Here is a 23,335-nt window from a genome sequence, read left to right as displayed (position 1 = left end):
CGCAGGGGGTCAGGGCTTGGTCATGTCGGCAGCGACATCAGCTCGGTCGATTTTTCATCGTTGTCCTTGGCGCTGGCGACCACTTTGGCGCGCATTTCGAACAGGCGTTGCGATGACACCATGTCGACCAGCACCTGGGTTGCGTTGACATTGGATTTTTCCAGCGATCCGCTGACCAGTCTGGCCGCATCGTCGCCGGGCAGAACCCCGCCGCCGACCACCCGGAACAACCCGTCGAGGCCTTTTTCGACCACGCTGCCGGTGGTCGAGGCCAGTTTGAGCCGGCCGATGGCCTCGGCCGGGGCGTTGGCCAGTGCCGGATCGGTGGCCAGCACGGTGCCGTCGGGGTTGATCGCCAGTTTGGTGCCCGCAGGAACGGTGATCGGGCCGGTTTCCGACAGCACCGGCAGCCCGTCGCCATTGACCAGCGTGCCGTTGGCATCAACCGCCAGATCGCCGCGCCGGGTATAGACTTCGGTGCCGTCTCCGGCCTGGAGCGCCAGCATCGAATCCCCGGTCAGCGCCACGTCGAGCGGATTGCCGGTCTGTTCCAGGTCGCCCTGCTGCATGTTGGCGCCGCGCACCTGGGCATCGGTCATGGCGCGCGCCTCCAGCCCGGTGCCCTTGACCGTGGTCGGGGTGGCCACCAGCAGTTCGGCGCGAAACCCGGTGGTCTGCGCATTGGCCATGTTGTTGGCGATCACCCGTTGCTGGATCATCGATGCCGACAGGCCGGTGTAGGCGGTGTAGATCAGGCGATCCATGGTGCGATCACCGATCAGCTATGCAGGTTGATGATGGCTTCGGAGATGGTCGTGTTGGTATCGATCGCCTTGGCATTGGCCTGGAAATACTGCTGCGCGGTGATCAGGTTGACCATCTGCGACGACAGATCGACGTTCGAGGCTTCGAGCGCACCCGATTCCAGGCTGCCGTTGGTGCCGGTGCCGGGTTGACCATAGATCGCCGCGCCCGAAATGCCGGTGGCGGTGTAATCGGCAGCACCGGTCTGTTGCAGGCCCTCCGGCGAATTGAAATTGGCCAGCGCGATCGTGCCGATGACCGTGCTCGTGCCGTCGGTATAGGAGGCACTGACTTGGCCGTTGGCGGCCACCGTAACGCCCGAAAATGCCGCATTCGCGCTGTCGGTGGTGGGCACCAGGGCATCGGTGACGCCATTGCCGCTGGTGTTCATCACTTGCAGGTGGTTGCCGTTCGCGTCGACGATATAGCTATCGCCGGTGGTCGCCGAATTGGTCGAATCGAGCGAAAAATCGCCATTGCGGGTATAGGAAAGCTGACCGGTGGAGGTCGATTTGACGGTGAAGAAGCCATCGCCGCTGACCGCCAGGTTCAGCGCGGAGCCGGTCTGCTGGATCGCGCCCTGGCTGAAATTCTGATCGATCGACGCGACTGTGGAACCGATCCCGACCGTGTCCTTGGGATTGGTATAGGCGCTGGCGGCGACCAGGTTGGAAAACGCGACGCTGCTGCTCTTGAAACCGTTGGTGTCGGCATTGGCGATGTTGTTGCCGATCACGTTGAGATCGGTCTGCGCGTTCTGCAGGCCCGAGAGGGAAATTGTATAGCCCATGACGCATAAGACTCCGTTGAATGCGGGAAAATGAAACCGTGGATCAGGCCATCACGCCCGATGACGGCGTGTTCGTACCGGAGCTGCCCGTGCCTGTGCTGCCGGTGCCCGAAGTGCCGCTTGAACTGTCCACCCCGGAGGTTCCGGTCGCGCTGCTGATCTGGCCGGAAATCGTCGACAGGTCGGAATTGGTCGTGTCGGCGGCGGCCAGCGTCGAAAACTGCGCCAACTGGGCGAGCATCTGCGTATCGTCGACCGGATTGGTCGGGTCCTGGTTGGCGAGCTGCGTCGTCAGCAGCGTCATGAAATCGCCTTCGGTCAGGTTGTTGTAGGCGCTCATCGAATTCGATGAACTGCTGCTGCTGGCCGAATTGGCCGAATTGGTGCCGGAAACGCTGGTCATGTCGTTTTCATCCTCATCGTATCAAGGGTGAGCTGTTTGGCGGTCTGCATGGCCTCGACCATGTTCTGGTATTGCCGCGATGCATCGGTGATCTCGATCATCTCGGCATTTTCATCGACACCCGAACCCCACACATCGCCGTTGGCATCGGCCAGCGGATTGTCGGGATCGTGCGTGCGCACGGGCGCGGCGCCCGATTGGTAGACGCCCTGCACTTTGACCGAGGCGATCCCGGTGGTGCCGTCGAGCACGGTGGCAAACACCGGGCGCAACGGGCGATAAGCGGCGGCCGCACTGCCCGCGACAGTGCCGGCATTGGCCAGGTTCGATGTCGCCGCGTTCATCCGCACCAGTTGTGCCGACATCGCACGGCTGGCGGCATCGAACAGCGTCATCGGATGCGAAGGGCCGGAACCGGACATCGGTCTATTCCCCCTTCAGCGCGCGGGTCACGGTCTGGACCCGGTCTTGCAGCATGTTGAGTGTGGCTTCGTACTGGATGGCGTTTTCGCCGAACGCGGTCTGTTCGGTCGACATCTCGACGGTGTTGCCATCAAGGCTGGGCATCACCGGAACACGGTACTGGGTGGCCGCGCCGACCGCGGCCGACGTGCTGGCGCCCTGGCTCATCGCCTTGAGCGCAGAGCCGAAATCGATGTCGCGCGCCTTGTAGCCGGGGGTTGCGGCATTGGCGATGTTGGACGTCAGCACGCCCAGCCGTTGCGCGCGCAATTCCAGCGCCATGCCGTGAATGCCGAACAGGCTGTCGCCCATGATATCCTCGCTGCTCCTGTGTGCGTGTCGATGCGTCAGCTTGAACAGCAAGGCCCGTGCCAAACGGCGCAATCGCGGCGAATGGCGCGCTGTGGCGCTCCGCGGACGGCAAGGCGTTGCCGGATCACCGCTGCGGCGGCAAAGTTCTGCACCGGGGCTGAAAATGCGCGCGCTCCGGTCGTCCTTGTGCCTGCGGGAGCGATCCGGTGCCCTTCCCCCGGTCGGGTCGTTCCCGCAAACGCCCGGCCTGATCGCCACGCCTGATAGAGGGGCCTTGCGCGCACATGGAGCTTGCCCACCTGTTCGACCCAATGCCGGCCGCGATCGTGATCGGCGGGACACTGGTGGCGACCGCGCTGCGCGCGGGGCGGGCCGACTGCCGTACCACCGCACGTGAAGTGGCCGCGCTGTTCAAACGCCCGTTCGATGCCGATGGCGTGCGCGGCGATCTGGCGCCGCTGGCCAACGATATCCGCAAGGACGGGGTCTATCGCGCGCGCGCACGGCCCAGCGGCGATGCCGCGCTCGATGAGGCGATCAGGGCGATGCTCGAAGGCCATTCGGCCTCGATGCTGATGATGCACCATTCTGCCAGCCGCAAGCAACGCCTGGCCCGTGCGCAACGCGCGGCGGTTACATTGGCGCAGGCGTCCGACCTGGCGCCGGTGTTCGGCCTGGCCGGGACGCTGGTGTCGCTGGCGCAACTGTCGGGGCGCGGGATCGCCCGCGCGCAATTCATGAACGCGATCTCGATGTCGGTGCTGGCCACGCTCTATGGCCTGCTGCTCGCCAATATCCTGCTGGCCCCGCTCGCCCGTGCGATCGAGCGCCGCGCCGAACGCGAGGAAATCGCGCGGCAGAATTTGATCGACTGGATCGCATCGCAATTTTCCGCTGTGACCCCGCGTTTGCGGCGGGGACACACCGAGGCGGCCTGAGATGATTGCGCACACCGTCCGATCGAGCTGGCAGACGATTCTCGCCGATCTGTCGCTGATCCTGTTCATGGTCACCGCTTCGGCGCTGGCCAACACCTCGGATGGCCCGCTCGGCAACGATCACGATGATCCTGACGCGCCCCGTCACGCAGCACAGCCCCCGCCGCCACGTCCACCCGCCCCGGCACCCTCGCCGATCGTGCCGTCGGCGCGCGCCGACGCGGTGGGGGTGTGGCGTCCGGCGCCCGGTGCGCCGCCGCTGGGACGCTGGCTTGCCGAAGTGGCGCGCGATCCGCGTCTGCGGCTGACCATCACGGTGCACTATGCCCCGGGCGGGCGGGCGGCTGCGCTGGATCAGGCGGCGATGCTTGATCGCGCCGCCGGCGCGCGCGCCGACACCGCGCGGATCGTGATCGAACCGGGGTTGCCGGCCGGGGCCAATGCCGTGGTCGGTTTCGACGGCGCCGTCGATGGCGGGGGCATGTCTGGCACGCAACTTGCTGTGCATGGCGCATGATCATGCCCCCCGTTCATCCGTCCCGTCTGCGGTTTTTCGCCGCCATGCTGTTTCCGGCCGTTGCGCTGGCGCCCGGCGTCCACGCGCAAGGTATCGAGGACCCTGCCGCGATCGACCGCGATGTCGCCGCCTTTACCGGGCAGCCGATCGGCGCACCGGGCGGCGCGGCGCGGGTGGTGGATCGCCGGCTGCGGCTGGCCGCCTGCTCGGCGCCGCTGGCGTTGTCGTGGCGCGGTGATGCCCATGCCAGCATCCTGGTCGAATGCCCGGATGCCGGCGGCTGGCACATCTATGTGGCCACCGCCGCCCAACCGGCAAGCGCGGCCCGGCAAGCCCCTGCCGCCCCGGTGATCGAACGCGGCCAAGGGGTCACGGTGGCGGTGACCGGCGACGGGTTTTCGGTCTCGCAATCCGCCGAAGCGTTGGAATCCGGCGCGGTTGGCGCATGGATCAGGGTGCGCACGCAGCCCAAGGCCGACCCTGTCCAGGCGCAAGTGGTCCGCCCCGGGCTGGTCGTCGTGCGCATCGAATAGATCGTCCTACCGGCAAAAAATTTCCGCGCCCCTTAAACGGGCTGCCGGACCGCCGTTCTTGGCTGTGATGCTATTGTCAGGAGCGTGCCATGTCATCGTTTGAAATCGGAGCGTCGCGCCCGGTTGGCGCGGTTCAGGTCAACGCCACCACACCGGCCAGCAATGGCGCGCCCGCTGCGGACACTTCGTCCGACGCGTCGGCCACCAGCGCCGTCCCTGAGGTTGCGACCAGCCTGACGATCGATGCGGGCTCTGCCCCGGTCGATCAGGACCGCGTTTCCCAGATTCGCAGCGCCGTCCAAAATGGAACTTACCCCGTGATTCCGACCAAGATCGGCGATGCCATGATCGCGGCCGGTGTCATGCTGCAAAAGGCTTCGTGATGGTGACTGCGACCGTTGAAGAGGCAAAGACACTGGCCGGGACCCTGGCCGGTCCGATGCACCCGTTCGAACTGCGCGAGCTGCTGCGGCAGATGCTGGCCGTGCTGGAAACCGAGCGGCACGCGCTTGCCGGGCTCGACGTCGATTCGATCGTCGGCTGCGCGGTGCGCAAGTCGGTGCTGTGCGGTCGCCTGGAAGACACCACCCGGGACGCGGTCGACGAGGAATGCCTAGGCCTGCTCGACGCCGCCCGGCGGCTCAACGAGACCAACCGGCGGGTGCGCAACCTGATCGCCGCCAATGTGGCGGCCCGGCTCGATGCGCTGACCGGCCAGCCGGCGTTGTATCGCGCCAACGTCGATGCCGCGCGCGTCCGCCGCTTGCGCTGAAGCCCGGGCCGCACCGTTCACGCCCATGGACGCCCACACCGGGCCCATGGCGCGCCAGGCGCCGCCCGGCATCCCCAGTGGTGCCAGATTGGCACGCCTCTTGCTGAACAAGGACCGGAGCCGCGCCTGTCGCGGTCGGGAAAGGTTGTTCAGTGAGCTCTTCGGATTCGTTTGCCGCGCCCCCCGGCCTGCCGGGTGTCACCGCGCCGGTCGCCCCGCAAATGCCGGTACAGACCGCGATCGCCCGCGCGGCGGCCGCCACCGGGGTCGATTTCACCTATCTCCTCGCCCAGGCCCGGCTCGAATCCGGGCTCGATCCGCAGGCCCGGGCGCGCACGTCGAGCGCACGCGGGCTCTACCAGTTCACCGGATCGACCTGGCTGAGCACGCTTGACCGGCATGGCGCCGATCTTGGCCTGGCCGGTGCCTCTGCGCATGATCCCGCCACCCGCGCGCAATTGCTGGCGCTGCGCCAGGACCCGCAGGCCTCTGCGCTCATGGCGGGCGAATTGGCCAACGACAATCGCACAGCGCTTAATGCCGTGCTGGGGCGCGATCCCGACAATGCCGAACTCTATCTGGCGCATTTCCTCGGTCCCGACGCCGCCGGGCGGTTCCTGTCGGCGCTGTCGAACGATCCCGACCAGAGCGCGGCTGCGCTGGTGCCCAAGGCCGCGGCGGCCAATCGCGCGATCTTTTTTGCCGGCGCCAGCCCGCGCAGCGTGGGGCAGGTGATGGATCTGCTGCGCAACCGGCTTGATGCCGCCTCGGCCGAAGGGTTCGGCACCGCCACGCCGGGTGTCATGCCGCCCATGGCCACGCTTGCTGCCGGTCCGGTGGCGGCCACGCCCACCGGCGGACCGATTGCGCGCGAATTCGCCGCTGCGGCAGATGCCATGCCCGCACCTGCGCAAGCCTCGATGGCCGATACGCTGATGAGCGCCTTTGGCCAGGGCGAGGGCGGGGTCACCGCCAATGTGCGCCAGGCCTATGGCCGCATCCGCGCACTGGGGCTGTAGGCCATGTGGAAACGCGTATCCAATGTGGGCGCGCTGGCGCTGCCGGCGGGGATCCTGACGCTGATCGCGCTGATGGTCGTGCCGATCCCGGCGGTGATGCTCGATGTGTTCTTCGTGTTCAACATCGCGCTGTCGGTGGCGGTGCTGATGGCGGCGATGAACGCCGAAAAGCCGCTCGATTTCTCGTCTTTCCCCTCGGTCCTGCTGTTTGCCACGCTGTTGCGGCTGTCGCTCAATGTCGCCTCGACCCGCGTCGTGCTGGTGCATGGCCACAACGGCGGCGCGGCGGCGGGCCATGTCATCGAAAGCTTTGGCGCCTTCCTGATCGGCGGCAATTTCGCGGTCGGGCTGTTCGTGTTCATGATCCTGATGATCATCAACATGGTGGTGGTGACCAAGGGCGCGGGCCGCGTGTCCGAAGTGTCGGCGCGGTTCACCCTCGATGCCTTGCCCGGCAAGCAGATGGCGATCGACGCCGATCTGGCCGCCGGGCTGATCAACGCGCAGGAAGCCAAGGCGCGCCGCCGCGAAATCTCGACCGAGGCCGATTTCTACGGTTCGATGGATGGCGCCAGCAAGTTCGTCAAAGGCGATGCGATTGCCGCGGTGCTGATCCTGGGGGTCAACATCGTGGCGGGGTTTTGCCTCGGCATGCTCAGCCACGGGCTGACCGCGGCGGATGCGGCGCAGAAATATGTCACGCTGGCGGTCGGCGACGCGCTGGTTGCGCAAGTGCCGTCGCTGTTGCTGTCGATCGCGGCGGCGGTGATCGTGACCCGCGTGGCCGACAGCCGCGATCTGGCCGGGCAGATCGGCGGGCAGTTTGCCAGTCCGTCCACCTGGTTGCCGGTGGCGGTGATCCTGGGTGCGATCGGCGTGATCCCGGCCATGCCGCAATCCATATTCCTGCCCGCCGCGGGGATTGCCGGGTGGCTGTGGTGGAATCTGAAAAAGCGTGCCGAACGTCACCGCGTCGCCAGCGCAGAGCCCGCCCCGGCGCCGCCGGATCCATCGCGCATCGTGCTCGACGAAGTGTCGGACCATACGCTGGTGACGATTGAGCTGGGCTATGGGCTGGTGCACCTGGTCGATGTCAAGCGCGGATCGCCGCTGGTGGCGCGCATTACCGGGGTGCGCAAACAGTTGAGCCAGGCCTGCGGCTTTATCGTGCCGCAGTTCCGCGTGCGCGATTCGCTCGAACTGTCGCCCAACGAATATGCCATCTTGCTGGGCGGGGTGAAGATCGGCGGCTCGACCGTGCGCCCCGACCGCATTCTGGCGATCAACGCGGGCGAGGCGCGTACCACCAATGCCTTGAAGGGCGAGGCGACCACCGATCCCAGTTTCGGCTGTCCCGCAATCTGGATCGATCCGGCGGCGCGCGACACCGCGATTGCCGAAGGGTACCTGACCGTCGATGCCGGCACGGTGATCGCCACCCACCTCAACCAGGTGCTGGGCGAACGCCCGCAGGCGCTGCTCGGGCCCGACGAAGTGCGCGCCATTCTCGAAGGCGTGCGGCAGAAATCGGCGGGGCTGGTCGAGACGATCCATCCCAACCCGCTGTCGCTGGGCGCGATCACCCGTGTCCTGCGCGCGCTGCTCGAAGACGGCATCGGCATCGGCCATCCGCTGCCGATCCTGGCCGCGCTGGGCCAGGCGGTGCAGCAGACCACCGAACACGACCGGCTGATCGATATCTTGCGCGCGGAACTGGGCACGATGATCGTCGGGCGGGTGTGCAGCCCGCACGACCGTTTGCCGGTCATCACGCTGGATGCCGGGCTGGAGGCGATGATCCTGCAAGGGATGGTCGATCCGGTCAGCGGATTGCCGGTGATCGAGCCCGATCTGGCGCGCGGCCTGGGCGAACGGGTCGCCGCGCTGATTACGGCGCGCGGGCCGGGCGCGATTCCCCCCGCGCTGATCGTGCAACCGCGCGCGCGGCGCACGCTGTCGGCGGCGCTGCGGTTCCGCGCCCCGGCCTGTCTGGTGCTGTCGATATCCGAACTGCCGCAAAGCCAGCCGATCGAGGTGATCGCGGTGATCGGTGGCGAGGCTGCCGCCGCCCCCCCGCAACTGACCGACCAATCCGCCACGGCGCGTGCCGCCACCAAGGCTCCTGATCCGCAATCAACCGCTCGGCCGCAACCCCAAGGACTTGCCGCATGAATTTTCACCACCGCAGCTTTGCCGCCGCGCGCGCCTATCGCGACGATACCGCCGACCGTATCCGCCGTTTTCTGCCGATGGTGCGGCGCCTGGCGTGGCATGCCCACGGGTCGGGCCGCGCCGGGATCGAGGTCGATGACCTGATCCAGGCCGGGCTGGTCGCGTTGACCGAATGCGCGCAGAAACACACCGGACAGACCGAAGACGGCTTTGCCGCCTATGCCAAGTTGCGCGTGCGCGGGGCGATGGTCGATCTGATCCGCCGCAGCGCGCCCTTGTCGCGCGCGGCCTCCGACCGGCGCCGCACCTTGCGCGACCAGACCGAAAGCCTGGCCGCGATCCTGGGCCGCCAGCCGACCGAGAGCGAACTGGCCGAGGCGATGGGGGTGACCCTGTCGGATCTGGGCGATTTGCGCGCCGCGTCTGAACCTTTGCGGTTCGAACCAATCGACGATGCCTATTCGGACAGCTCGATGGCGTTTGCCGACGATCGCCCCGACAGTTTTTCCCTGATCGCCGACGAGGAAACGCGCCACCTGGTGGTCGAGGCGATCGCGACTTTGCCCGAACGCCTGCAGATGGTCATCCAGCTCTATTTCGTCGAGGAACTGAACTTGGCCGAAATCGCCGGGGTGCTCGAAGTCAGCGTGCCGCGCGTCCACCAGTTGAAGGCCCAGGCGCTCGACAAGCTGCGCGCCACGCTGGGGGACGGGTTCGATATCCTGTAAGGTTGCATCAAGCCACCTCGTTCTTTAATCGTTCGATTAAAGGAGAGGGTGCCATGCAGATTGATTCATCAACCGCCGCCGTCGTTACGGGCGGCGCATCAGGGCTGGGGCGGGCCACGGCCGAGGCGCTGGCTGCTGCCGGGGCGCGGGTGACGATATTCGATATCAACGACGATCTGGGGCACGACGTTGCCGCGGCGATCGGCGGCCGGTTTGTCCATGTCGATATCATGAGCGAACAGTCCGTGATCGACGGTTTTGCCGCCGCGCGCGCCGCGCATGGGCAGGAACGCGTGCTGGTCCATTGCGCGATGGCCAATCGCAAGGGCAAGACCGTGGGGCGCAACAAGGAAACCGGCGCCCTGACCCGGCTGTCGACCGAAGATTATGAATTCGCCGCGCAAGGCATCCTGATATCGAGTTATCGCGTGGCGTCGCTGGCGGCGCTGGGCATGGCCGCGACCGATCCGCTGGACGATGGCGAACGCGGCACGATCGTGCTGACCGCATCGGTCGCGGCGCAGGATGCGCAAGTGGGGCAGGTCGCCTATGGGTCGCTAAAGGCCGGGGTGTGCGGGCTGGTGCTGCCGATGGCGCGCGATCTGATGGATTTCGGTATTCGCGTGAATGCGATCCTGCCCGGCATTTTCGGCACGCCCCTGCTGGGGCGCCTGCCGCAAAAAGTGCTCGACGGGCTCAATGCCTCGGTGCCGTTTCCCAAACGGCTGGGGCGGCCCGAAGAATATGCCAGCCTGGCGCTCGAACTGGTGCGCAACAGCTATTTCAACGGGCAGGCGATCCGGCTCGATGGCGGCATACGCATGGCGCCGCGCTGAGGCGTATCCGGCTGCACTGGCGTGCAGTCATACCTCCCGCCCCGCCACCCCACCTGACCACCAACGATACCAACAGGTTATGGTGATCGGGCGGGGCGGCGGGGCAGGAGGTATGAACAGCGCTTTGGGCGACCGGGTGTCAGCCCTTGGGCCGGGCGATGATCGGATCGCCCAGGTTCAGCCGTTTGCCGTCGGTGATGATCACTTTGTCGCCCAGATGCGCGACCTGGAACAGCTTGGCGGCAAACGGTTCGGGCACGCCGACACAGCCGTTGGTGGCATAGCCGCGTTCGACTTTGCTGCCGTGGATCGACACCCCGTCGTTGGTCAACCGCAACATATAGGGCATCGGCACGTCGAAGATGGTGGAGATGTGGTGCGCGTCCTTTTGCGTGATCGGGAACACTCCGACCGGCGTCTGTTTCTCGCCATACCCTTTCAGGATCGCGGTCGCGCCGATTTCATGGCCATCTTCAAACACCGACAGCACGCGGGCGGTCAGATCGACGGTGATTACCAGCGGGCCCGGCCGACCCTGGCTTTCATCCCAGAAATACTGACCGAACTTGATCGGGCCGGAAATGGGCAGGATCGATTTCACCACGAACGGGCCGTCGGCGACGGGATGCGATGGCTGTGGCGGTGGCGCCGCACGGGGTGCGGGTGGTGCGGCGCGCGGTGTCGGCACGTGCGCCTGCACGGGTTCGCTGCGCACCAGGCCGACCACATCCTTCAGCACGTGGAACGCCAGATCGGCGGACAACACGACCACCGCGCCGCCAACCAGAATCAGCGGCAACCGTCGTTTTGTCATCTTGCGCCAGTGCGGCGGTAAGGCCCACATCGCGTGCGTATCCCTTCACCAGTCCAGCCACCGCACATAGGCGAAAACCCCGTGCACAGTGGTTTCCAAGTCTGGTTAGCGAATGCCTAACCAGGTCAATTTTCGCCAAAGCGCCTCGAACGGTCCCTGCGCGTGCCGATCCAGCCACCACACCGGCCAGCACAGCATCGCCGCCCAGCCAAACGGGACAAACAGTGGCAGAAACCCGCGCGGCATGGTCTGCGCAAGCGCCAGTCCCCAGCCCGAAAACAGCGCGGTCATAAGCATGGTGGTGCCCAGGTAATTGGTAAAGGCGGTCCGCCCGGTTGCCGCCAGCCGGCGCCCCATCGCGGTTGGCGCCAGCCTGGGCCATACCAGCATCAGCCCCGCGCCATAGCCCAACCCCATCGCCAGATGCGGCAGCGCGGTCAAGGTTTCCATCACGCCGAACATCGCCCGTGGTGCAAAGCCGTGCGCGCGCATCCACCACGCCAGTGCGACGCTGATCGCGCCGCCCGCGCCGATGCCCAGACCCGCTGTCCACACCAGCGCGCGCCTGCTCCATGCGCCCTGCCACAGCCCGGTGCGGTGCAGCGCCATGCCGATTAGCATCAGGGGCAATGTCTCGGTAAACGTCGATCCGGTGGTCTGGAACGGCAGCCACGGTGCCTGGACCAGCCGCAGGCGGATCGCCGCCACGAACGGCGCTGCCAGAATGCGCCGGTCATCACCGAGCGAGGCGGCGATCTTTGCCAGCATGGTCGCCTCGTCGGCGCGATCGGCGGCCAGACCGTGCCCCGCCAGCACCGCCTGTTCGGCGCCGATCCCCTGGATCACGCCGATCGTATCGAGCCCGTGGCTCAGCACAAACAGCCCCAGACCCATCGCGAACAACCCCGCCGCAGGCAGGCGGCACAGCAGCAGCGCGCACAGCCCGCACAGGGCATAGGGGAACAGGATATCGCCCCACCACAGCAACAGGTAATGGGCATACCCGAACAGTGCCAGCCACATCAGCCGGCGCGCTTGCATCCCCGGCCCCCAGTGGCCGCGCCGGTCTGCCGCATCGATGAACAGCAGCATGCTGGCCCCGAACAACAGCGTGAACAGCGCGCGCATCTTGCCCTCGAACAGCACGAAGGCGATCAAGAACCAGGCATCGCCGCCCGGTTCTGCACGGGGCAGGTGCGGGCTGAAACTGGCGAGCGTCGGTCCCCAGAATCCGGTCACGTTGATGGTCAGGATACCCAGCAGCGCCACGCCGCGCACGAAATCGATCGCGGCAATTCGCCCGTCAGTGGCTGGTGACAAGACAGCTCACCCCGGCCGCCTTCAGCGCGGCGCAGGCACGGTTGGCCTCGGCTTCGGAATAGCCGCCTGCCAGCAATCGCGCGACGCCGCTGCCCACATCGAGGCGCGGATGCCCGGCGATTTCGGGGCGGTTGCGTACTTTGGTCCACAACGCGTCGGCATTGGCCTTTTGCCCGAACGCGCCAAGCTGCACGCGCCACGATCCGCCCGATGGTGCATGCGCGGGCGTGGTGGCGGCCGGGCGCGGGGCGGGGTGCGCCACGGCCACCGGCATTCTGGCCGGTGCGGCGCTCTGGCTATCCTCGGTGGCGACCGCCTGGGCCGGCGCCAGATCGACGGGCCGGATCGGCACCGCGCGGCCTGCGGCGGGGGCGGGCTTTGTGCCGCCAAGGTCGGCCGAACCCATCTCGCTGGAGCGCGCGGCCACGGCCTTGCGATCAAGCTCTTCGGCCAGCGCGACGCCTTGCTGGCGCTGTTCGAGCGGAATGGCCTCGTTCATCGCGGCCAGGCTGTTGATCGCCTGTTGCAGCCCGGCCTGCGCCGCGCGGGTCATCAGCGCATAGGCGCGCACCATGTCCTTTGGCGCATAGTCGCCGTTGTAGGCGGCAATGCCCAGGATATACATCGCGCGCGGTTCGCCGCGATCGGCGGCGGCCGTGATCCACGGCATCGCCTCGGTCTGGCGGTTGGTCTGGAACAGCAGGATGCCATAGTTGTCGGCAGCCCGGATATGCCCCTTGCGCGCGGCGCGGGCATAGAAATCCTCGGCCCGGGCCACGTCCCTGGGCACGCCCCGGCCCAGTTTATAGGCCTGGCCCATGTTGAACATGGCATCGGGATCGCCATTGGCGGCAGGCCCCTGCCACTGCGCCACGGCGGCATCGTAATCACCCCGCGCCCAGGCATCGACGCCGTCCTTCACATCGGCCCGCGCCGGAATCGCGCCCACGCATGCCAGCGCCAGCCCCGCGCCAAGCCCCAGCGTCGTCCGTCCCCACCAACTGCCCATCTTCACCATCGCGATCATGCCCTGCAATTGCCTGTCCGTCTGGTAAACGAATCTGCGAATCTCCATCAGCGCCTTATGACAAATACGCCGCGAGGTGCGCCGCAAAATCCCCGAAAGCTGTGCCAAAATTGACGAAAACACGGCTTTTTCGTGGGTAAAGGGACGATCCGGGCGTTTGTTAACCAAAATTTGAGGCAAATCTGGAATCGCTCGTACCTGACTGAAACTGGATTTCACGGGGAACAGCGTTGCGCGTACTTGCACTGGCATCGCAAAAGGGGGGGTCCGGCAAGACGACCTTGTCGGGGCATCTCGCCGTGCAGGCGCAGCGTGCGGGCGCAGGTCCGGTCGTTCTGATCGATATCGACCCGCAAGGTTCGACCACCGAATGGTGGAACGAACGCGAGGCGGACTATCCCGCGCTGGCCCAGACCAGCGTGGCGCGGCTGGCCACCGATCTGGTGCTGCTGCGCCAGCAGGGTTTCAAGCTGGCGGTGATCGACACGCCGCCGGCAATCACCATGGCGATCCAGTCGGTGATCCACGTGTCCGAACTGGTGGTCGTGCCGACCCGGCCCAGCCCGCACGATCTGCGCGCGGTGGGGGCAACCGTCGAACTGTGCGAACGCGCGGGCAAACCGCTGATTTTTGTCGTCAACGCCGCCACGCAGGGCGCACGGATCACCGCCGAAGCCGCCGTCGCGCTCAGCCAGCACGGCACGGTGGCACCGGTCACCTTGCACCACCGCACCGATTTTGCCGCATCGATGATCGATGGCCGCACGGTGATGGAAGTCGACCCGACCGGCAAATCCGCCGCAGAAGTTGCCGCCTTGTGGACTTATGTGTCCGAACGGCTGGAAAAGAATTTTCGCCGCACGGTGTTTGCCGTGCCGCAGGGCCCGGCGGTCACGTCGGGTGCGATCGCGCGGCCGGCAGGCGGGGGCTTTGGCCGCCGCGTGATCGGGTCATAGGGGTGGGCATGGGCAGCGAAGGGATCAAGCCGATGGCCTCGCTCGGGTCGGCCCTGCTGGGCAAGCGCGCGCCCGTGCGGCGTGCGCCGCTGACTTTCGCGCCGATCGAAGAGATCGCCGCCAACACCGACGGTTCGACAGATTTGCCCGAAGTCGTGCTGCAAGTCGCGCGGCTGGCCCAGGCGCTGGGGATCGAGGCGCCGGGCGAGATCGTCGCCGCGCAGGATCAGGCCGATGGCCCGGTGCGGGCGCGGGTGGCGTTTACCTTGCGGCTCGATGGCGAACGCCATCGTCGCCTGCGCCAGATCGCTGCCGCCGAGCGGCGCAGCGCACAGCAAGTCCTGACCGAAGCGTTCGATCGTTACAGCGCCGGGGCACCCGGTACTGCCACCAGTTCGGTGACTTTGCCGTCGCCCTGTCCAGCTCCGACCGGAAACCAGCCATGACCGCAGTCTTTCGCGTCCTTTCAGATCGCCCGGCATCAACGCGCCGCCGCATGGCCCTGCTTTGCGCAGGGATGGCCGGGGTGGCGCTGCTGGCCGGGTGTTCCAATCAGGCGCCGCGTCCCGACAAGATGGCGCAACAGTCGCGCGACGCGCTGAACCGTGGCGAAACTCCACGCGCGATCGCGCTGGCCGAACAGGCGGTGCAGGCCGATGGCCGCAACGCCGGGCTGCGGCTGCTGCTCGCCAACACTTATCTGCGTGCCGGTCGCTTCGAATCCGCGCGGCAGGCCTATGCCGATGCGATCGAACTGGGTGATGACAGCAGCAAGGCGGCGATCGGTCTGGTGCTGTGCGAACTGGCGCTGGGCCAGAACGGCGCCGCGCTCGATGCCATCAACACGTATGGCGATGTGCTGCCCGCTGCCGATCTGGGGCTGGCGCTGGCCATGGCCGGGCAGAACCAGCGCGGCATCGACGTGCTGACCAATGCCATCCGCCACGGTCAGAACGAGCCCAAGGTGCGCCAGAACCTGGCGCTGGCCTATGCCCTGTCGGGCATGTGGGCCGAGGCCAAGATCATGGCCGGGCAGGACATTCCCGCCGATCAGGTCGATGCCCGGATTCAGTCGTGGGCAGCGATGGCGCGCCCCGAAGACGCGCGCCGCCGCGTGGCCAGCCTGGTGCGCGCGCCCTTGATCGGCGACACCGGCCAGCCCGAGGCACTGGCGCTGGCCCATTTCCCCGGCGCCGCGCCGAACCAGCCGGCCGCGCCGGAAAAGGCGGTTGCCGCTGCCGAACTGCCCGCCGCACCGGCCCCTGCACCTTATGCCTCGGGCGCGCTGGCGCGGATCGATCTGGCGCCGTCTGCGCCGCCCGCCGCAGTGCCTGCCGCGAAACCTGCAACCGTTTCGATCCCGGTGGTCGAGCCGCTGCCCATCCAGCAGCGCGCGCCGGTGCGTGTTGCCCGCGCCGAGCCGCACCCCACCGAACTGCACCCCACCGCCCCGCACCGGGCCGCGCCGACCGTGGCGCCCGGCCACGCGCTTGGCACGCATCTGGTGCAACTGGGCGCGTTCAACAGCGCGGATTCGGCGCACCGCGCCTGGCTGCATTTCACCGCCCGCAACCCCAGCCTGCAGGGCCATCCCAACCTGATCACCAAAGTCAACGTGCATGGGCGCGACTTCTGGCGGTTGCAGGCAGCGGGCTTTGTCGGCCAGGCCTCGGCGGCCTCGCTGTGCGGATCGCTGCGCGCGCATGGCGGCGCCTGCCTGGTGATGGCGGTCAACGCCGCGGCGCGGGTAAATGGCGTCCAATCCGCCGATGCCCGCCCGGCCCCGGTGCACGTGGTGCCCGTCCACACCGCCCCGGCGGTGCGTCCGGTGGCAAGTCACGCGGCGCCGACGCGTCCGGGCAAGATCAACGCTGCACGCTAATCGATTCGCGTGCCGCCCTTGAACAGGGCGGTTACCCGGCCTTCGACCGGCCTGCGGTCGAACGGGGTGTTGCCCGCGCTTGCCGCCATCTTGTCGGATGACACCACCCACGGGCGTTCGGGATCGATCAGCGCGATGTCGGCTTCGGCGCCGACGCGCAGCACCCCGGCCTCGACCCCCAGCAGTCGCGCGGGCGCCCCGGCAACCAGATCGAACGCGCGTGCCAGATCGATCCGGCCATCGCGCACCAGCGTCAGCGTCAGCGGCAGCAGCGTTTCGGCCCCGGCCATGCCCGGTTCGGCATCGGCAAACGGCAGCCGTTTGTCTTCGGGGCCGCGCGGGTCGTGGCCCGATGCGATCACGTCAATCGTGCCATCGGCAATCGCATCGACCACCGCGCGCCGATCGGCATCCTGCCGCAGCGGCGGCGACATGCGCGAAAACGTGCGGAAATTGGCCAGTTCCAGATCCGACAGCATGAAATGCGCCGGGGTTACGCCGGCGGTCACGCGCAGCCCGCGCCGCTTGGCCGCGCGCACCAGATCGAGCGCGCGCGCGGTGGTCACCTGGCGGAAATGGACATGCGCACCGGTCATCTCGGCCAGAGCGATATCGCGCCCGACGGCCAGCGCCTCGGCCTCGGCCGGGGCGCTCGGCAGGCCCAGCCGGGTGGCCATTTCGCCCGCCGTGGCCACAGCTTGGCCCGCCATGCCCGCATCTTCGGCATGGGTTACGACCACCAGGCCAAGCATTGCGCAATAAGACAGCAGCCGCGCCATCACCCCCGAATCATCGATCCAGCGTCGCCCGGTCGCCACCGCGCGGGCCCCTGCATCGCGCATCAGCGCCAGTTCGGCCAGTTCCACGCCGTTCAGCCCGCGCGTTGCGGCGGCCAGCGGATGGATCCACATGTCGGGTTTGCCCGACAGCGCGGCAAACCGCACGCGCGCCGGGTGATCGAGCGGCGGGCCCTGATCGGGCATCAACGCGGCGCGGGTGATCCCGCCGAAATGGAACGCCGGCTTGTCGACCGCGAAGACGCCCAGATCGACCAGGCCGGGCGCGATCAACTGGCCCCTGGCATCGACCACGGTGTCACCCGGTTCGGGCACGATCGGGCCCAGCGCGGCAATCCGCCCGCCGACCAGCCGTATCGCGGCTGCCACGGGTGCGCCTTCGGCCAGGACCAGCCGACCGCCGGTGATGGTGATGGGCCGCGGGATCATGCTGCACCTCCCGTCAGCGCGTCCCAGCCGGGCAGCGCGCGCGCGCGCCGGGTCAACACATCGAGGCAGGCCATGCGGATGGCGACGCCGCGTTCGACCTGATGCGTGATCAGGCTGCGGGTGGGATGATCGGCCACCTGGCTGTCGATTTCGATCCCCCGGTTCATCGGGCCGGGGTGCATCACCAGCGCATCGGGCTCGGCGCGCGCCAGTCGTTCGAGCGTCAGTCCGTAGAGATGGCGGTATTCGCGCGGCGAGGGGATGAACTGGCCCTGCATGCGTTCCTGTTGCAGGCGCAGCATCATGATGATGTTGGCCCCTTTGAGCGCGGCATCGAAATCGTGGAACACCTGCACGCCCATCGCCTCGATCTCGGCAGGCATCAGCGCAGGCGGCGCGCAGACCCGCACATTGGCGCCCAGCGCGGTCAGCGCCAGGATGTTGGAACGCGCCACCCGGCTGTGCAGGATATCGCCGCAGATCGTCACGTTCAGCCCATTGAGATCGCTGCCGCGCGAAAGGTTCAACGCATGGCGGATGGTCAGCGCGTCGAGCAGCGCCTGGGTCGGGTGTTCGTGCTGGCCATCCCCGGCGTTGAGCACCGGGCAATCGACTTTGCCCGCGATCAGCCGCACCGCGCCCGAACTCGCATGGCGGATGACGATCGCATCGGCGCGCATGGCGTTGAGCGTCATCGCGGTGTCGATCAGCGTTTCGCCCTTTTTGACGCTGGAGGTCGCCGCATGCATGTTGACGACATCGGCACCCAGCCGTTTGCCCGCGATTTCGAAGGACAGCAGGGTGCGTGTCGAATTCTCGAAAAAGGCGTTGATGATGGTCAGCCCCGACAACAGCCCCGCGCGCTTTTGCGATTGCCGGTTCAGTTCGACCCACTGTTCCGCCTCGTCGAGCAGATAAAGGATCTCGTGCCGGGCCAACTGGCCGATACCGGTGAGGTCGCGATGAGGAAAGGCGAGCCCGCCAGCGGGGTATTCGCGCAAGGTGGGCGCGATCTGGGGCGAGGTGGGGATCGATGGTTGCATCGAAGTTGATCCCCTAGGCACGCTTGCCCCATCTGCCAAGTGTTTCGACTGGCGCAATGGCACATAGCCACCTAGATATCCCCCATGAAATTTGCCCGCACTGTCTGGAAGATCCTCGTCGCCATCAAGGACGGGCTCGTGCTCGTGCTGCTCCTTCTGTTTTTCGGGGGGTTGTCGGTAGCCCTGTCGATGAAGCCGATGGCCGGCCATGTGCGCGAAGGTGCGCTGGCGATCACGCTCGATGGCCCGATCGTCGAGGAACGCGCCAAAGTCGAAGCCAGCGCGCTGCTGCTGTCCGGCGGCAAGACCCGGCACCAGTATCTGGAACGCGATCTGGTCCGCGCGATCGAGGCGGCGGCGGGCGATGGCCGCATTCGCGCGGTCACGCTCGATCTTGAGGATTTCGGCGGCGGCAGCCAGGTCACGCTGACCCGCATCGGCGCGGCGCTCGACAAAGTGCGCCACGCGGGCAAGCCGGTGCTGGCACGCGCGGTGCTCTATGACGATGCCACGCTGCAACTGGCCGCGCATGCCAGCGAGATCTGGGTCGATCCGCTGGGCGGGGTGATGGTGCGTGGCCCTGGCGGTACGGCGCTGTTCTATCACGACTTGCTCGACCGCCTGAAGATCAGGGCGCACGTGTTCAAGGTGGGCACCTACAAGAGCGCGGTCGAACCCTATGTGCGGCAGAACTTCTCGCCCGAAGCCAAGGAGGCCGAAAACGCCGTCTATGGCGCGTTGTGGCACGACTGGCAGGATGATGTGAAGGCGGCGCGGCCACGGGCCAATATCGCGCTGGCGACGGGCGATCCGGTCAAATGGCTGGCCGCATCGGGCAACGACGCGGCCAAGGCGGCCGTGGCGGCGGGTCTGGCCGACCGCATCGGTGACAAAGTGGCATTCGGCAAACGCGTGAGCGAACTGGTCGGCGCCGACAAGGATGGCGGGATCGGCGCCTACAAGGCGACGCATCTGGGCACTTATCTGGCCGATCTGGGCACGCCCAAGGCGGGCAAGGCGATTGCGGTGGTGACCGTGGCGGGCGAAATCGTCGATGGCACGGCAGGGCCGGGCGCGGCCGGCGGCGACCGCATTGCCGGGCTGATCGACAAGGCGACTGCCAGCGGGGACTATTCCGCGCTGGTGGTGCGGGTCGATTCGCCGGGTGGATCGGTGCTGGCAGCCGAACGCATCCGCAGCGCGATCGCCCGGTTCAAGGCGACCGGGCTGCCGGTCGCGGTGTCGATGGGCAATCTGGCGGCCAGCGGCGGTTATTGGGTGTCCACCCCGGCCGACCGGATCTTTGCCGAACCGGCGACGATCACCGGGTCGATCGGCATCTTTGCGATCATCCCCTCGTTCGAAGACGCGCTCGGGCGCTTTGGCATCGGCACCGACGGGGTGCGCACGACCGCGCTGTCGGGCCAGCCCGATGTGCTGGGCGGGCTCAATCCCACGGTCGAAGGGGTGATCCAGTCGGAAATCGAGGTGGGTTATCACCGCTTTGTCGGGCTGGTTGCCGCATCGCGCCACAAGACGCCAGAAGCGGTCGACAAGATCGCGCAAGGGCGCGTGTGGGATGGCGGAACCGCGCGGCAACTGGGGCTCGTCGATGAATTCGGCGATCTGGATCAGGCGCTGGCCTGGGCGGCGCATCGCGCGGGCACTGCCAAGTGGCACCCGGTCTATCTGGAGGACAGCAGCGACACGTTCAGCGGCTTTGTCCAGTCGGTGCTGAACGATGACGACGATGACGACAGCGCCGATGACAGCTCGCACGCCAGTGGCCGCGATCTGATCGGCCGTGTCACGCTGGCGCGCTCGGCGTTGGCCGGGCAACTGGCGGGCGATCTCGAACGGTTGCTGGGCGGGCATGGGGCGCAGGCCTATTGCCTGGAATGTGCAGGGTTGGTCACGCCAACCACGCCCGCGCCCGATACGGCGGCAACGCGGGCCACCTGGCTGGCGGTGCTGTTTGGTCCGGCGCACTGAAGCAGCCGCTTGTGCTTTCATCGGCGCTGATATAGGGGCGTCGCTCGCCTTTCGCCGGACGCGGGCGTGGCGGAACTGGTAGACGCGCTGGATTTAGGTTCCAGTATCGCAAGATGTGGGGGTTCGAGTCCCTTCGCCCGCACCAGAGCCGTCGGCCGGCTCCGTCTTTTCGAACATGACACGACGTCGATAAAAGAGTTGGATCTAACCGAGATGCAGATCGTCGAAACCAGCAACGAGGGCCTGAAGCGCGCCTATTCCGTGACCATTCCGGCGTCGGCCATCGCCGCGCGGGTTGAAGGTGAAGTTGCCAAGATTGCGCCGCAAGTGCGCATGCCGGGCTTCCGCCCCGGCAAAGTGCCCGCCAACCTGGTGCGCAAGCTGCACGGGCCGGCATTGCATCAGGAAGCGCTGCAGACTTCGATTCGCGAAGCGATCGACAAAGTGGTCGCCGACCATGGCCTGCGCCCCGCGACCCAGCCCGAAGTGTTGCTGGCCGATGGCTATGACCAGGGCAAAGACGCCGAACTGGCGGTCTCGCTCGAAGTGCTGCCGGTGATCGAAGCGCCGTCGACCGACGGGCTGAAGCTGGAAAAGCTGATCGTGCCGGTGTCTGACGCCGAAGTCGAAGAAGCGGTTGCCCGCATCGCGCAAGGCCAGAAGACCTTTTCGGATGCCGAAGAAGGCGCTGTGGCGCGCGATGGCGACCAGATCCTGATCGATTTCGTTGGCAAGCTTGACGGCGTGGCGTTCGATGGCGGCACCGCCGAAGATGCCCCGCTCGAACTCGGCGCCGGTCGCTTCATCCCCGGCTTTGAAGAACAACTGGTGGGCGTCAAGGCGGGCGATGAAAAGACCATCACGGTCACCTTCCCCGAAGACTATCCGGCGGACAACCTCAAGGGCCAGGCCGCGACCTTCGACATCACCGTCAAGGCGGTCAAGGTTCCGGGCGAATTCGTCGCCAACGACGATTTTGCCAAGCAGCTTGGGCTGGAAAGCATCGAACAGTTGCGCGGTCTGCTGCGTGGCCAGCTTGAACAGGAAAACGCCGGGCTTACCCGCACCCAGATGAAGCGCCAGTTGCTCGACACGCTGGCCGCCGGGCACGATTTCGCGGTGCCGCCGTCGATGGTCGAGGCCGAGTTCGAACAGATCTGGCAGCAACTGACCCAGGAAGCCGCCAAGGAAGAAGACGCCGAAGCCGCGCTCAAGGAAATCGAGGCGGAAAAGGACGACTATCGCCGCATCGCCGAACGCCGCGTGCGTCTGGGCCTGCTGCTGTCGGAAATCGGCCAGAGCAACGGCGTGGCGATCACCAACCAGGAAATGGACATGCTGATCCGCCAGGCGGCGCAGCAGTATCGCGAACAGGATCGCCAGCGTTTCCTCGACTACATCCGGTCCGAACCGCTGGCCGCCGCGCAACTGCGCGCGCCGCTGTATGAAGACAAAGTGGTCGATTTCCTGTTCGACAAGGCCGAAGTGACCGAACGCGAAGTGACCCGCGAAGCGCTGCAGGCAGCGATCGAAGCCGACGAAAACGGCAACCCGCCTGCCGTCGAGGCCGAAGCCGCACCGGCGCCCAAGAAGAAGGCCGCGCCCAAGAAGAAGGCTGCTGCCGAAGCACCGGTGAGCGATGAAGCCCCGGCTGCAGAGGCCGTGGCCGAAGAAGCGCCCGCACCGAAGAAGAAGGCTGCACCGAAGAAGAAGCCTGCGGCGGCCACACCAGAAGGCGAATAAGCCTTTTATTCAACAGGTTGAATTTCATGAGGGCGATCCGCAAGGGTCGCCCTTTTGCCATGGGGTTGATCCTTAGCGTTCTTGCGGATTGCCGCTGCGAATCGGGCTGTGAGACAGTCCCTTGCATCCACCCAGACCCGAAGGGGTTCACGCGATGCAACCTACGCGTAATCGCCTCGCCCAGTCCGCATCCAACGGTCGCTCCGCCCGCAAAGGTCGGGCTTCGCGCCAGGATGCCCCGCCGCCCTCGCCCCGCCACGCGCGAGAGGATGTTGCCCTGATGCTGCGTCAGGGGGCGGCAGCCCCACCCGGCTTTCCCGCCGACCAGATCGTGCCGGCCCATCGTGGTGCGGTGATCACCGCCGCGTCTTGGCCAGCCACGGCGCTGGTCGTGCCCGCAGATCATGCGCCGCCGCCGGTCCGTCCGATCAGCCGAAAGGCGGCGAAAAAGGCCGCGCGACTTGCCGCTGCCCGCGAACGTGCAAAGCACCATGCCAGTCCTGCGCAGCACCATGCCAGCCGCGCTGCCGAAGACTTGTTGATCCTGGCCACGCCAGCCGAACCAGGCCTTGCCGAACCGATCTCGCCGCCGGACAGTACTCTGCCCATTGTCCGGATCGAGCCTGAGTGCGCCCCCGCACTCGCCCTGCCGCCAGAGCCCGAACCGCACGCGCACCGACCATCCCCGGTTGAGGTTGCACCCAGTCCCGAGGTGCCCTTGCCCTCCGCGCGTGCCCTCGTGCCCCGGCGGCAGGGATTCGTTGATGTGCTGGCCTTCATGCTGCGCGACAGCGGGCGACGGCTGTCGCGCTGGTCCTCGGCCAAGCGCCGTGCGGACGACATGAAGGAAAAGCTGGCCAAGGCAGAGGCGCGCATGCGCGCGATGGAGGCGCAACTGGCCGCGCTGCAAGACTTGCAGCGCCGCGTCCGGCAATCCTGAGGCTAAAGCACAATGCGTTTAATGTGAGACGCAGTATGCTTTAGAAGTATTTGTTTTCACATCGTTTATTGCAAAAAACCGGTGCCTGCTTTTTGCACGATGCTCT

General features: G+C 66.8%; 25 protein-coding genes and 1 tRNA gene. 16 read left to right on the top strand and 10 right to left on the bottom strand.

Annotation, left to right across the window (positions count from 1 at the left end; genetic code table 11):
- Nucleotides 1-20: 20 nt before the first annotated feature.
- From AQZ49_RS21170 to flgB, 5 genes are read right to left on the bottom strand one after another with little or no spacing between them, the layout of a single operon-like run.
- Entirely contained in the window at nucleotides 21-764 is a 744-nt protein-coding gene (locus tag AQZ49_RS21170; RefSeq protein WP_067620847.1) for a flagellar basal body rod protein FlgF, read from the bottom strand.
- 14 nt (nucleotides 765-778) lie between these two features.
- Complete coding sequence (locus tag AQZ49_RS21165; protein WP_067620844.1) at nucleotides 779-1,594, bottom strand: flagellar hook-basal body protein; 816 nt, start codon at nucleotides 1,592-1,594, stop codon at nucleotides 779-781.
- Between the two features lie 43 nt (nucleotides 1,595-1,637).
- Nucleotides 1,638-1,997, bottom strand: coding sequence for a flagellar hook capping FlgD N-terminal domain-containing protein (locus AQZ49_RS21160; RefSeq protein ID WP_082701977.1), 360 nt, complete (start codon nucleotides 1,995-1,997; stop codon nucleotides 1,638-1,640).
- Nucleotides 1,994-2,419 carry a flagellar basal body rod protein FlgC gene (flgC, locus tag AQZ49_RS21155; RefSeq protein ID WP_067620840.1) on the bottom strand — a complete coding sequence of 142 codons (426 nt, stop codon included), beginning with the start codon at nucleotides 2,417-2,419 and terminating at the stop codon, nucleotides 1,994-1,996. The genes AQZ49_RS21160 and flgC overlap by 4 nt, the downstream gene beginning before the upstream one ends.
- Nucleotides 2,420-2,423: 4 nt before the next feature.
- Nucleotides 2,424-2,771 carry a flagellar basal body rod protein FlgB gene (gene flgB, locus AQZ49_RS21150; RefSeq protein ID WP_067620883.1) on the bottom strand — a complete coding sequence of 116 codons (348 nt, stop codon included), beginning with the start codon at nucleotides 2,769-2,771 and terminating at the stop codon, nucleotides 2,424-2,426.
- Between the two features lie 284 nt (nucleotides 2,772-3,055).
- On the opposite strand from flgB, the gene AQZ49_RS21145 reads away from it, so the two are divergent.
- The 9 genes from AQZ49_RS21145 to AQZ49_RS21105 all read left to right on the top strand — a co-directional run bounded on the left by AQZ49_RS21145 (nucleotide 3,056) and on the right by AQZ49_RS21105 (nucleotide 10,286).
- Nucleotides 3,056-3,709: a MotA/TolQ/ExbB proton channel family protein gene (locus AQZ49_RS21145; RefSeq protein ID WP_067620837.1), complete on the top strand. Its 654-nt coding sequence runs from the start codon at nucleotides 3,056-3,058 to the stop codon at nucleotides 3,707-3,709.
- A 1-nt stretch (nucleotide 3,710) separates the two neighbouring features.
- Complete coding sequence (locus AQZ49_RS21140) at nucleotides 3,711-4,226, top strand: hypothetical protein (protein ID WP_067620832.1); 516 nt, start codon at nucleotides 3,711-3,713, stop codon at nucleotides 4,224-4,226.
- Nucleotides 4,223-4,759, top strand: coding sequence for a flagella basal body P-ring formation protein FlgA (locus AQZ49_RS21135; RefSeq protein ID WP_067620829.1), 537 nt, complete (start codon nucleotides 4,223-4,225; stop codon nucleotides 4,757-4,759). Before AQZ49_RS21140 ends, AQZ49_RS21135 begins: the two co-directional genes overlap by 4 nt.
- 89 nt (nucleotides 4,760-4,848) lie before the next feature.
- Complete coding sequence (gene flgM, locus AQZ49_RS21130; protein WP_067620826.1) at nucleotides 4,849-5,142, top strand: flagellar biosynthesis anti-sigma factor FlgM; 294 nt, start codon at nucleotides 4,849-4,851, stop codon at nucleotides 5,140-5,142.
- Nucleotides 5,142-5,531 (top strand): flagellar protein FlgN, encoded by a 390-nt coding sequence (locus AQZ49_RS21125; protein WP_369819166.1) that lies wholly within the window; start codon nucleotides 5,142-5,144, stop codon nucleotides 5,529-5,531. Before flgM ends, AQZ49_RS21125 begins: the two co-directional genes overlap by 1 nt.
- A 152-nt stretch (nucleotides 5,532-5,683) precedes the next feature.
- Entirely contained in the window at nucleotides 5,684-6,550 is an 867-nt protein-coding gene (locus tag AQZ49_RS21120) for a lysozyme family protein (RefSeq protein WP_231739363.1), read from the top strand.
- Between the two features lie 3 nt (nucleotides 6,551-6,553).
- Nucleotides 6,554-8,722: a flagellar biosynthesis protein FlhA gene (locus tag AQZ49_RS21115; RefSeq protein ID WP_067620823.1), complete on the top strand. Its 2,169-nt coding sequence runs from the start codon at nucleotides 6,554-6,556 to the stop codon at nucleotides 8,720-8,722.
- Complete coding sequence (locus AQZ49_RS21110; RefSeq protein WP_067620820.1) at nucleotides 8,719-9,450, top strand: sigma-70 family RNA polymerase sigma factor; 732 nt, start codon at nucleotides 8,719-8,721, stop codon at nucleotides 9,448-9,450. The genes AQZ49_RS21115 and AQZ49_RS21110 overlap by 4 nt, the downstream gene beginning before the upstream one ends.
- 53 nt (nucleotides 9,451-9,503) lie before the next feature.
- Nucleotides 9,504-10,286, top strand: a complete 783-nt coding sequence (locus AQZ49_RS21105; RefSeq protein ID WP_067620816.1) for an SDR family oxidoreductase — start codon at nucleotides 9,504-9,506, stop codon at nucleotides 10,284-10,286.
- Between the two features lie 139 nt (nucleotides 10,287-10,425).
- On the opposite strand, the gene AQZ49_RS21100 is transcribed toward AQZ49_RS21105, so the two are convergent.
- The 3 genes from AQZ49_RS21100 to AQZ49_RS21090 all read right to left on the bottom strand — a co-directional run bounded on the left by AQZ49_RS21100 (nucleotide 10,426) and on the right by AQZ49_RS21090 (nucleotide 13,447).
- On the bottom strand, nucleotides 10,426-11,100 hold the full coding sequence (locus AQZ49_RS21100; protein ID WP_156428431.1) for a L,D-transpeptidase family protein: 675 nt from the start codon (nucleotides 11,098-11,100) through the stop codon (nucleotides 10,426-10,428).
- Between the two features lie 105 nt (nucleotides 11,101-11,205).
- On the bottom strand, nucleotides 11,206-12,420 hold the full coding sequence (locus tag AQZ49_RS21095) for a DUF418 domain-containing protein (RefSeq protein ID WP_067620810.1): 1,215 nt from the start codon (nucleotides 12,418-12,420) through the stop codon (nucleotides 11,206-11,208).
- Complete coding sequence (locus AQZ49_RS21090) at nucleotides 12,404-13,447, bottom strand: SPOR domain-containing protein (protein ID WP_067620807.1); 1,044 nt, start codon at nucleotides 13,445-13,447, stop codon at nucleotides 12,404-12,406. The genes AQZ49_RS21095 and AQZ49_RS21090 overlap by 17 nt, the downstream gene beginning before the upstream one ends.
- A gap of 230 nt (nucleotides 13,448-13,677) precedes the next feature.
- On the opposite strand from AQZ49_RS21090, the gene AQZ49_RS21085 reads away from it, so the two are divergent.
- The 3 genes from AQZ49_RS21085 to AQZ49_RS21075 are packed head-to-tail and all read left to right on the top strand — an operon-like array spanning nucleotide 13,678 to nucleotide 16,285.
- Nucleotides 13,678-14,403, top strand: coding sequence for a ParA family protein (locus tag AQZ49_RS21085; protein WP_067620805.1), 726 nt, complete (start codon nucleotides 13,678-13,680; stop codon nucleotides 14,401-14,403).
- Between the two features lie 8 nt (nucleotides 14,404-14,411).
- The gene (locus tag AQZ49_RS21080; protein ID WP_067620802.1) at nucleotides 14,412-14,849 is read left to right on the top strand and encodes a hypothetical protein; all 438 of its coding nucleotides are present in this window, start codon (nucleotides 14,412-14,414) and stop codon (nucleotides 14,847-14,849) included.
- On the top strand, nucleotides 14,846-16,285 hold the full coding sequence (locus AQZ49_RS21075) for an SPOR domain-containing protein (RefSeq protein ID WP_082701976.1): 1,440 nt from the start codon (nucleotides 14,846-14,848) through the stop codon (nucleotides 16,283-16,285). The genes AQZ49_RS21080 and AQZ49_RS21075 overlap by 4 nt, the downstream gene beginning before the upstream one ends.
- Here AQZ49_RS21075 and AQZ49_RS21070 read toward each other — a convergent pair.
- Both AQZ49_RS21070 and AQZ49_RS21065 read right to left on the bottom strand, forming a co-directional pair.
- Complete coding sequence (locus AQZ49_RS21070) at nucleotides 16,282-17,511, bottom strand: dihydroorotase (protein WP_067620799.1); 1,230 nt, start codon at nucleotides 17,509-17,511, stop codon at nucleotides 16,282-16,284. The genes AQZ49_RS21075 and AQZ49_RS21070 overlap by 4 nt on opposite strands.
- Nucleotides 17,508-18,554, bottom strand: a complete 1,047-nt coding sequence (locus AQZ49_RS21065) for an aspartate carbamoyltransferase catalytic subunit (protein WP_067620796.1) — start codon at nucleotides 18,552-18,554, stop codon at nucleotides 17,508-17,510. Before AQZ49_RS21065 ends, AQZ49_RS21070 begins: the two co-directional genes overlap by 4 nt.
- 84 nt (nucleotides 18,555-18,638) lie before the next feature.
- Between AQZ49_RS21065 and sppA the strand changes: the two genes are divergently transcribed.
- The 4 genes from sppA (at nucleotide 18,639) to AQZ49_RS21045 (ending at nucleotide 23,229) form a co-directional block, all read left to right on the top strand.
- Entirely contained in the window at nucleotides 18,639-20,546 is a 1,908-nt protein-coding gene (gene sppA / locus AQZ49_RS21060) for a signal peptide peptidase SppA (RefSeq protein WP_082701975.1), read from the top strand.
- 60 nt (nucleotides 20,547-20,606) lie between these two features.
- Nucleotides 20,607-20,691 (top strand) — tRNA-Leu (locus tag AQZ49_RS21055).
- A 68-nt stretch (nucleotides 20,692-20,759) separates the two neighbouring features.
- Nucleotides 20,760-22,289, top strand: a complete 1,530-nt coding sequence (gene tig / locus AQZ49_RS21050) for a trigger factor (protein WP_067620874.1) — start codon at nucleotides 20,760-20,762, stop codon at nucleotides 22,287-22,289.
- A 280-nt stretch (nucleotides 22,290-22,569) separates the two neighbouring features.
- Nucleotides 22,570-23,229: a hypothetical protein gene (locus AQZ49_RS21045; RefSeq protein ID WP_067620793.1), complete on the top strand. Its 660-nt coding sequence runs from the start codon at nucleotides 22,570-22,572 to the stop codon at nucleotides 23,227-23,229.
- Nucleotides 23,230-23,335: the final 106 nt, after the last annotated feature.

This window comes from Novosphingobium sp. FSW06-99, assembly GCF_001519065.1.
In the GTDB taxonomy this organism is placed as follows: domain Bacteria; phylum Pseudomonadota; class Alphaproteobacteria; order Sphingomonadales; family Sphingomonadaceae; genus Novosphingobium.
The sequence above is the reverse complement of the archived record's forward strand: the minus strand, read 5'-3'. Positions and strand labels throughout refer to the sequence as shown.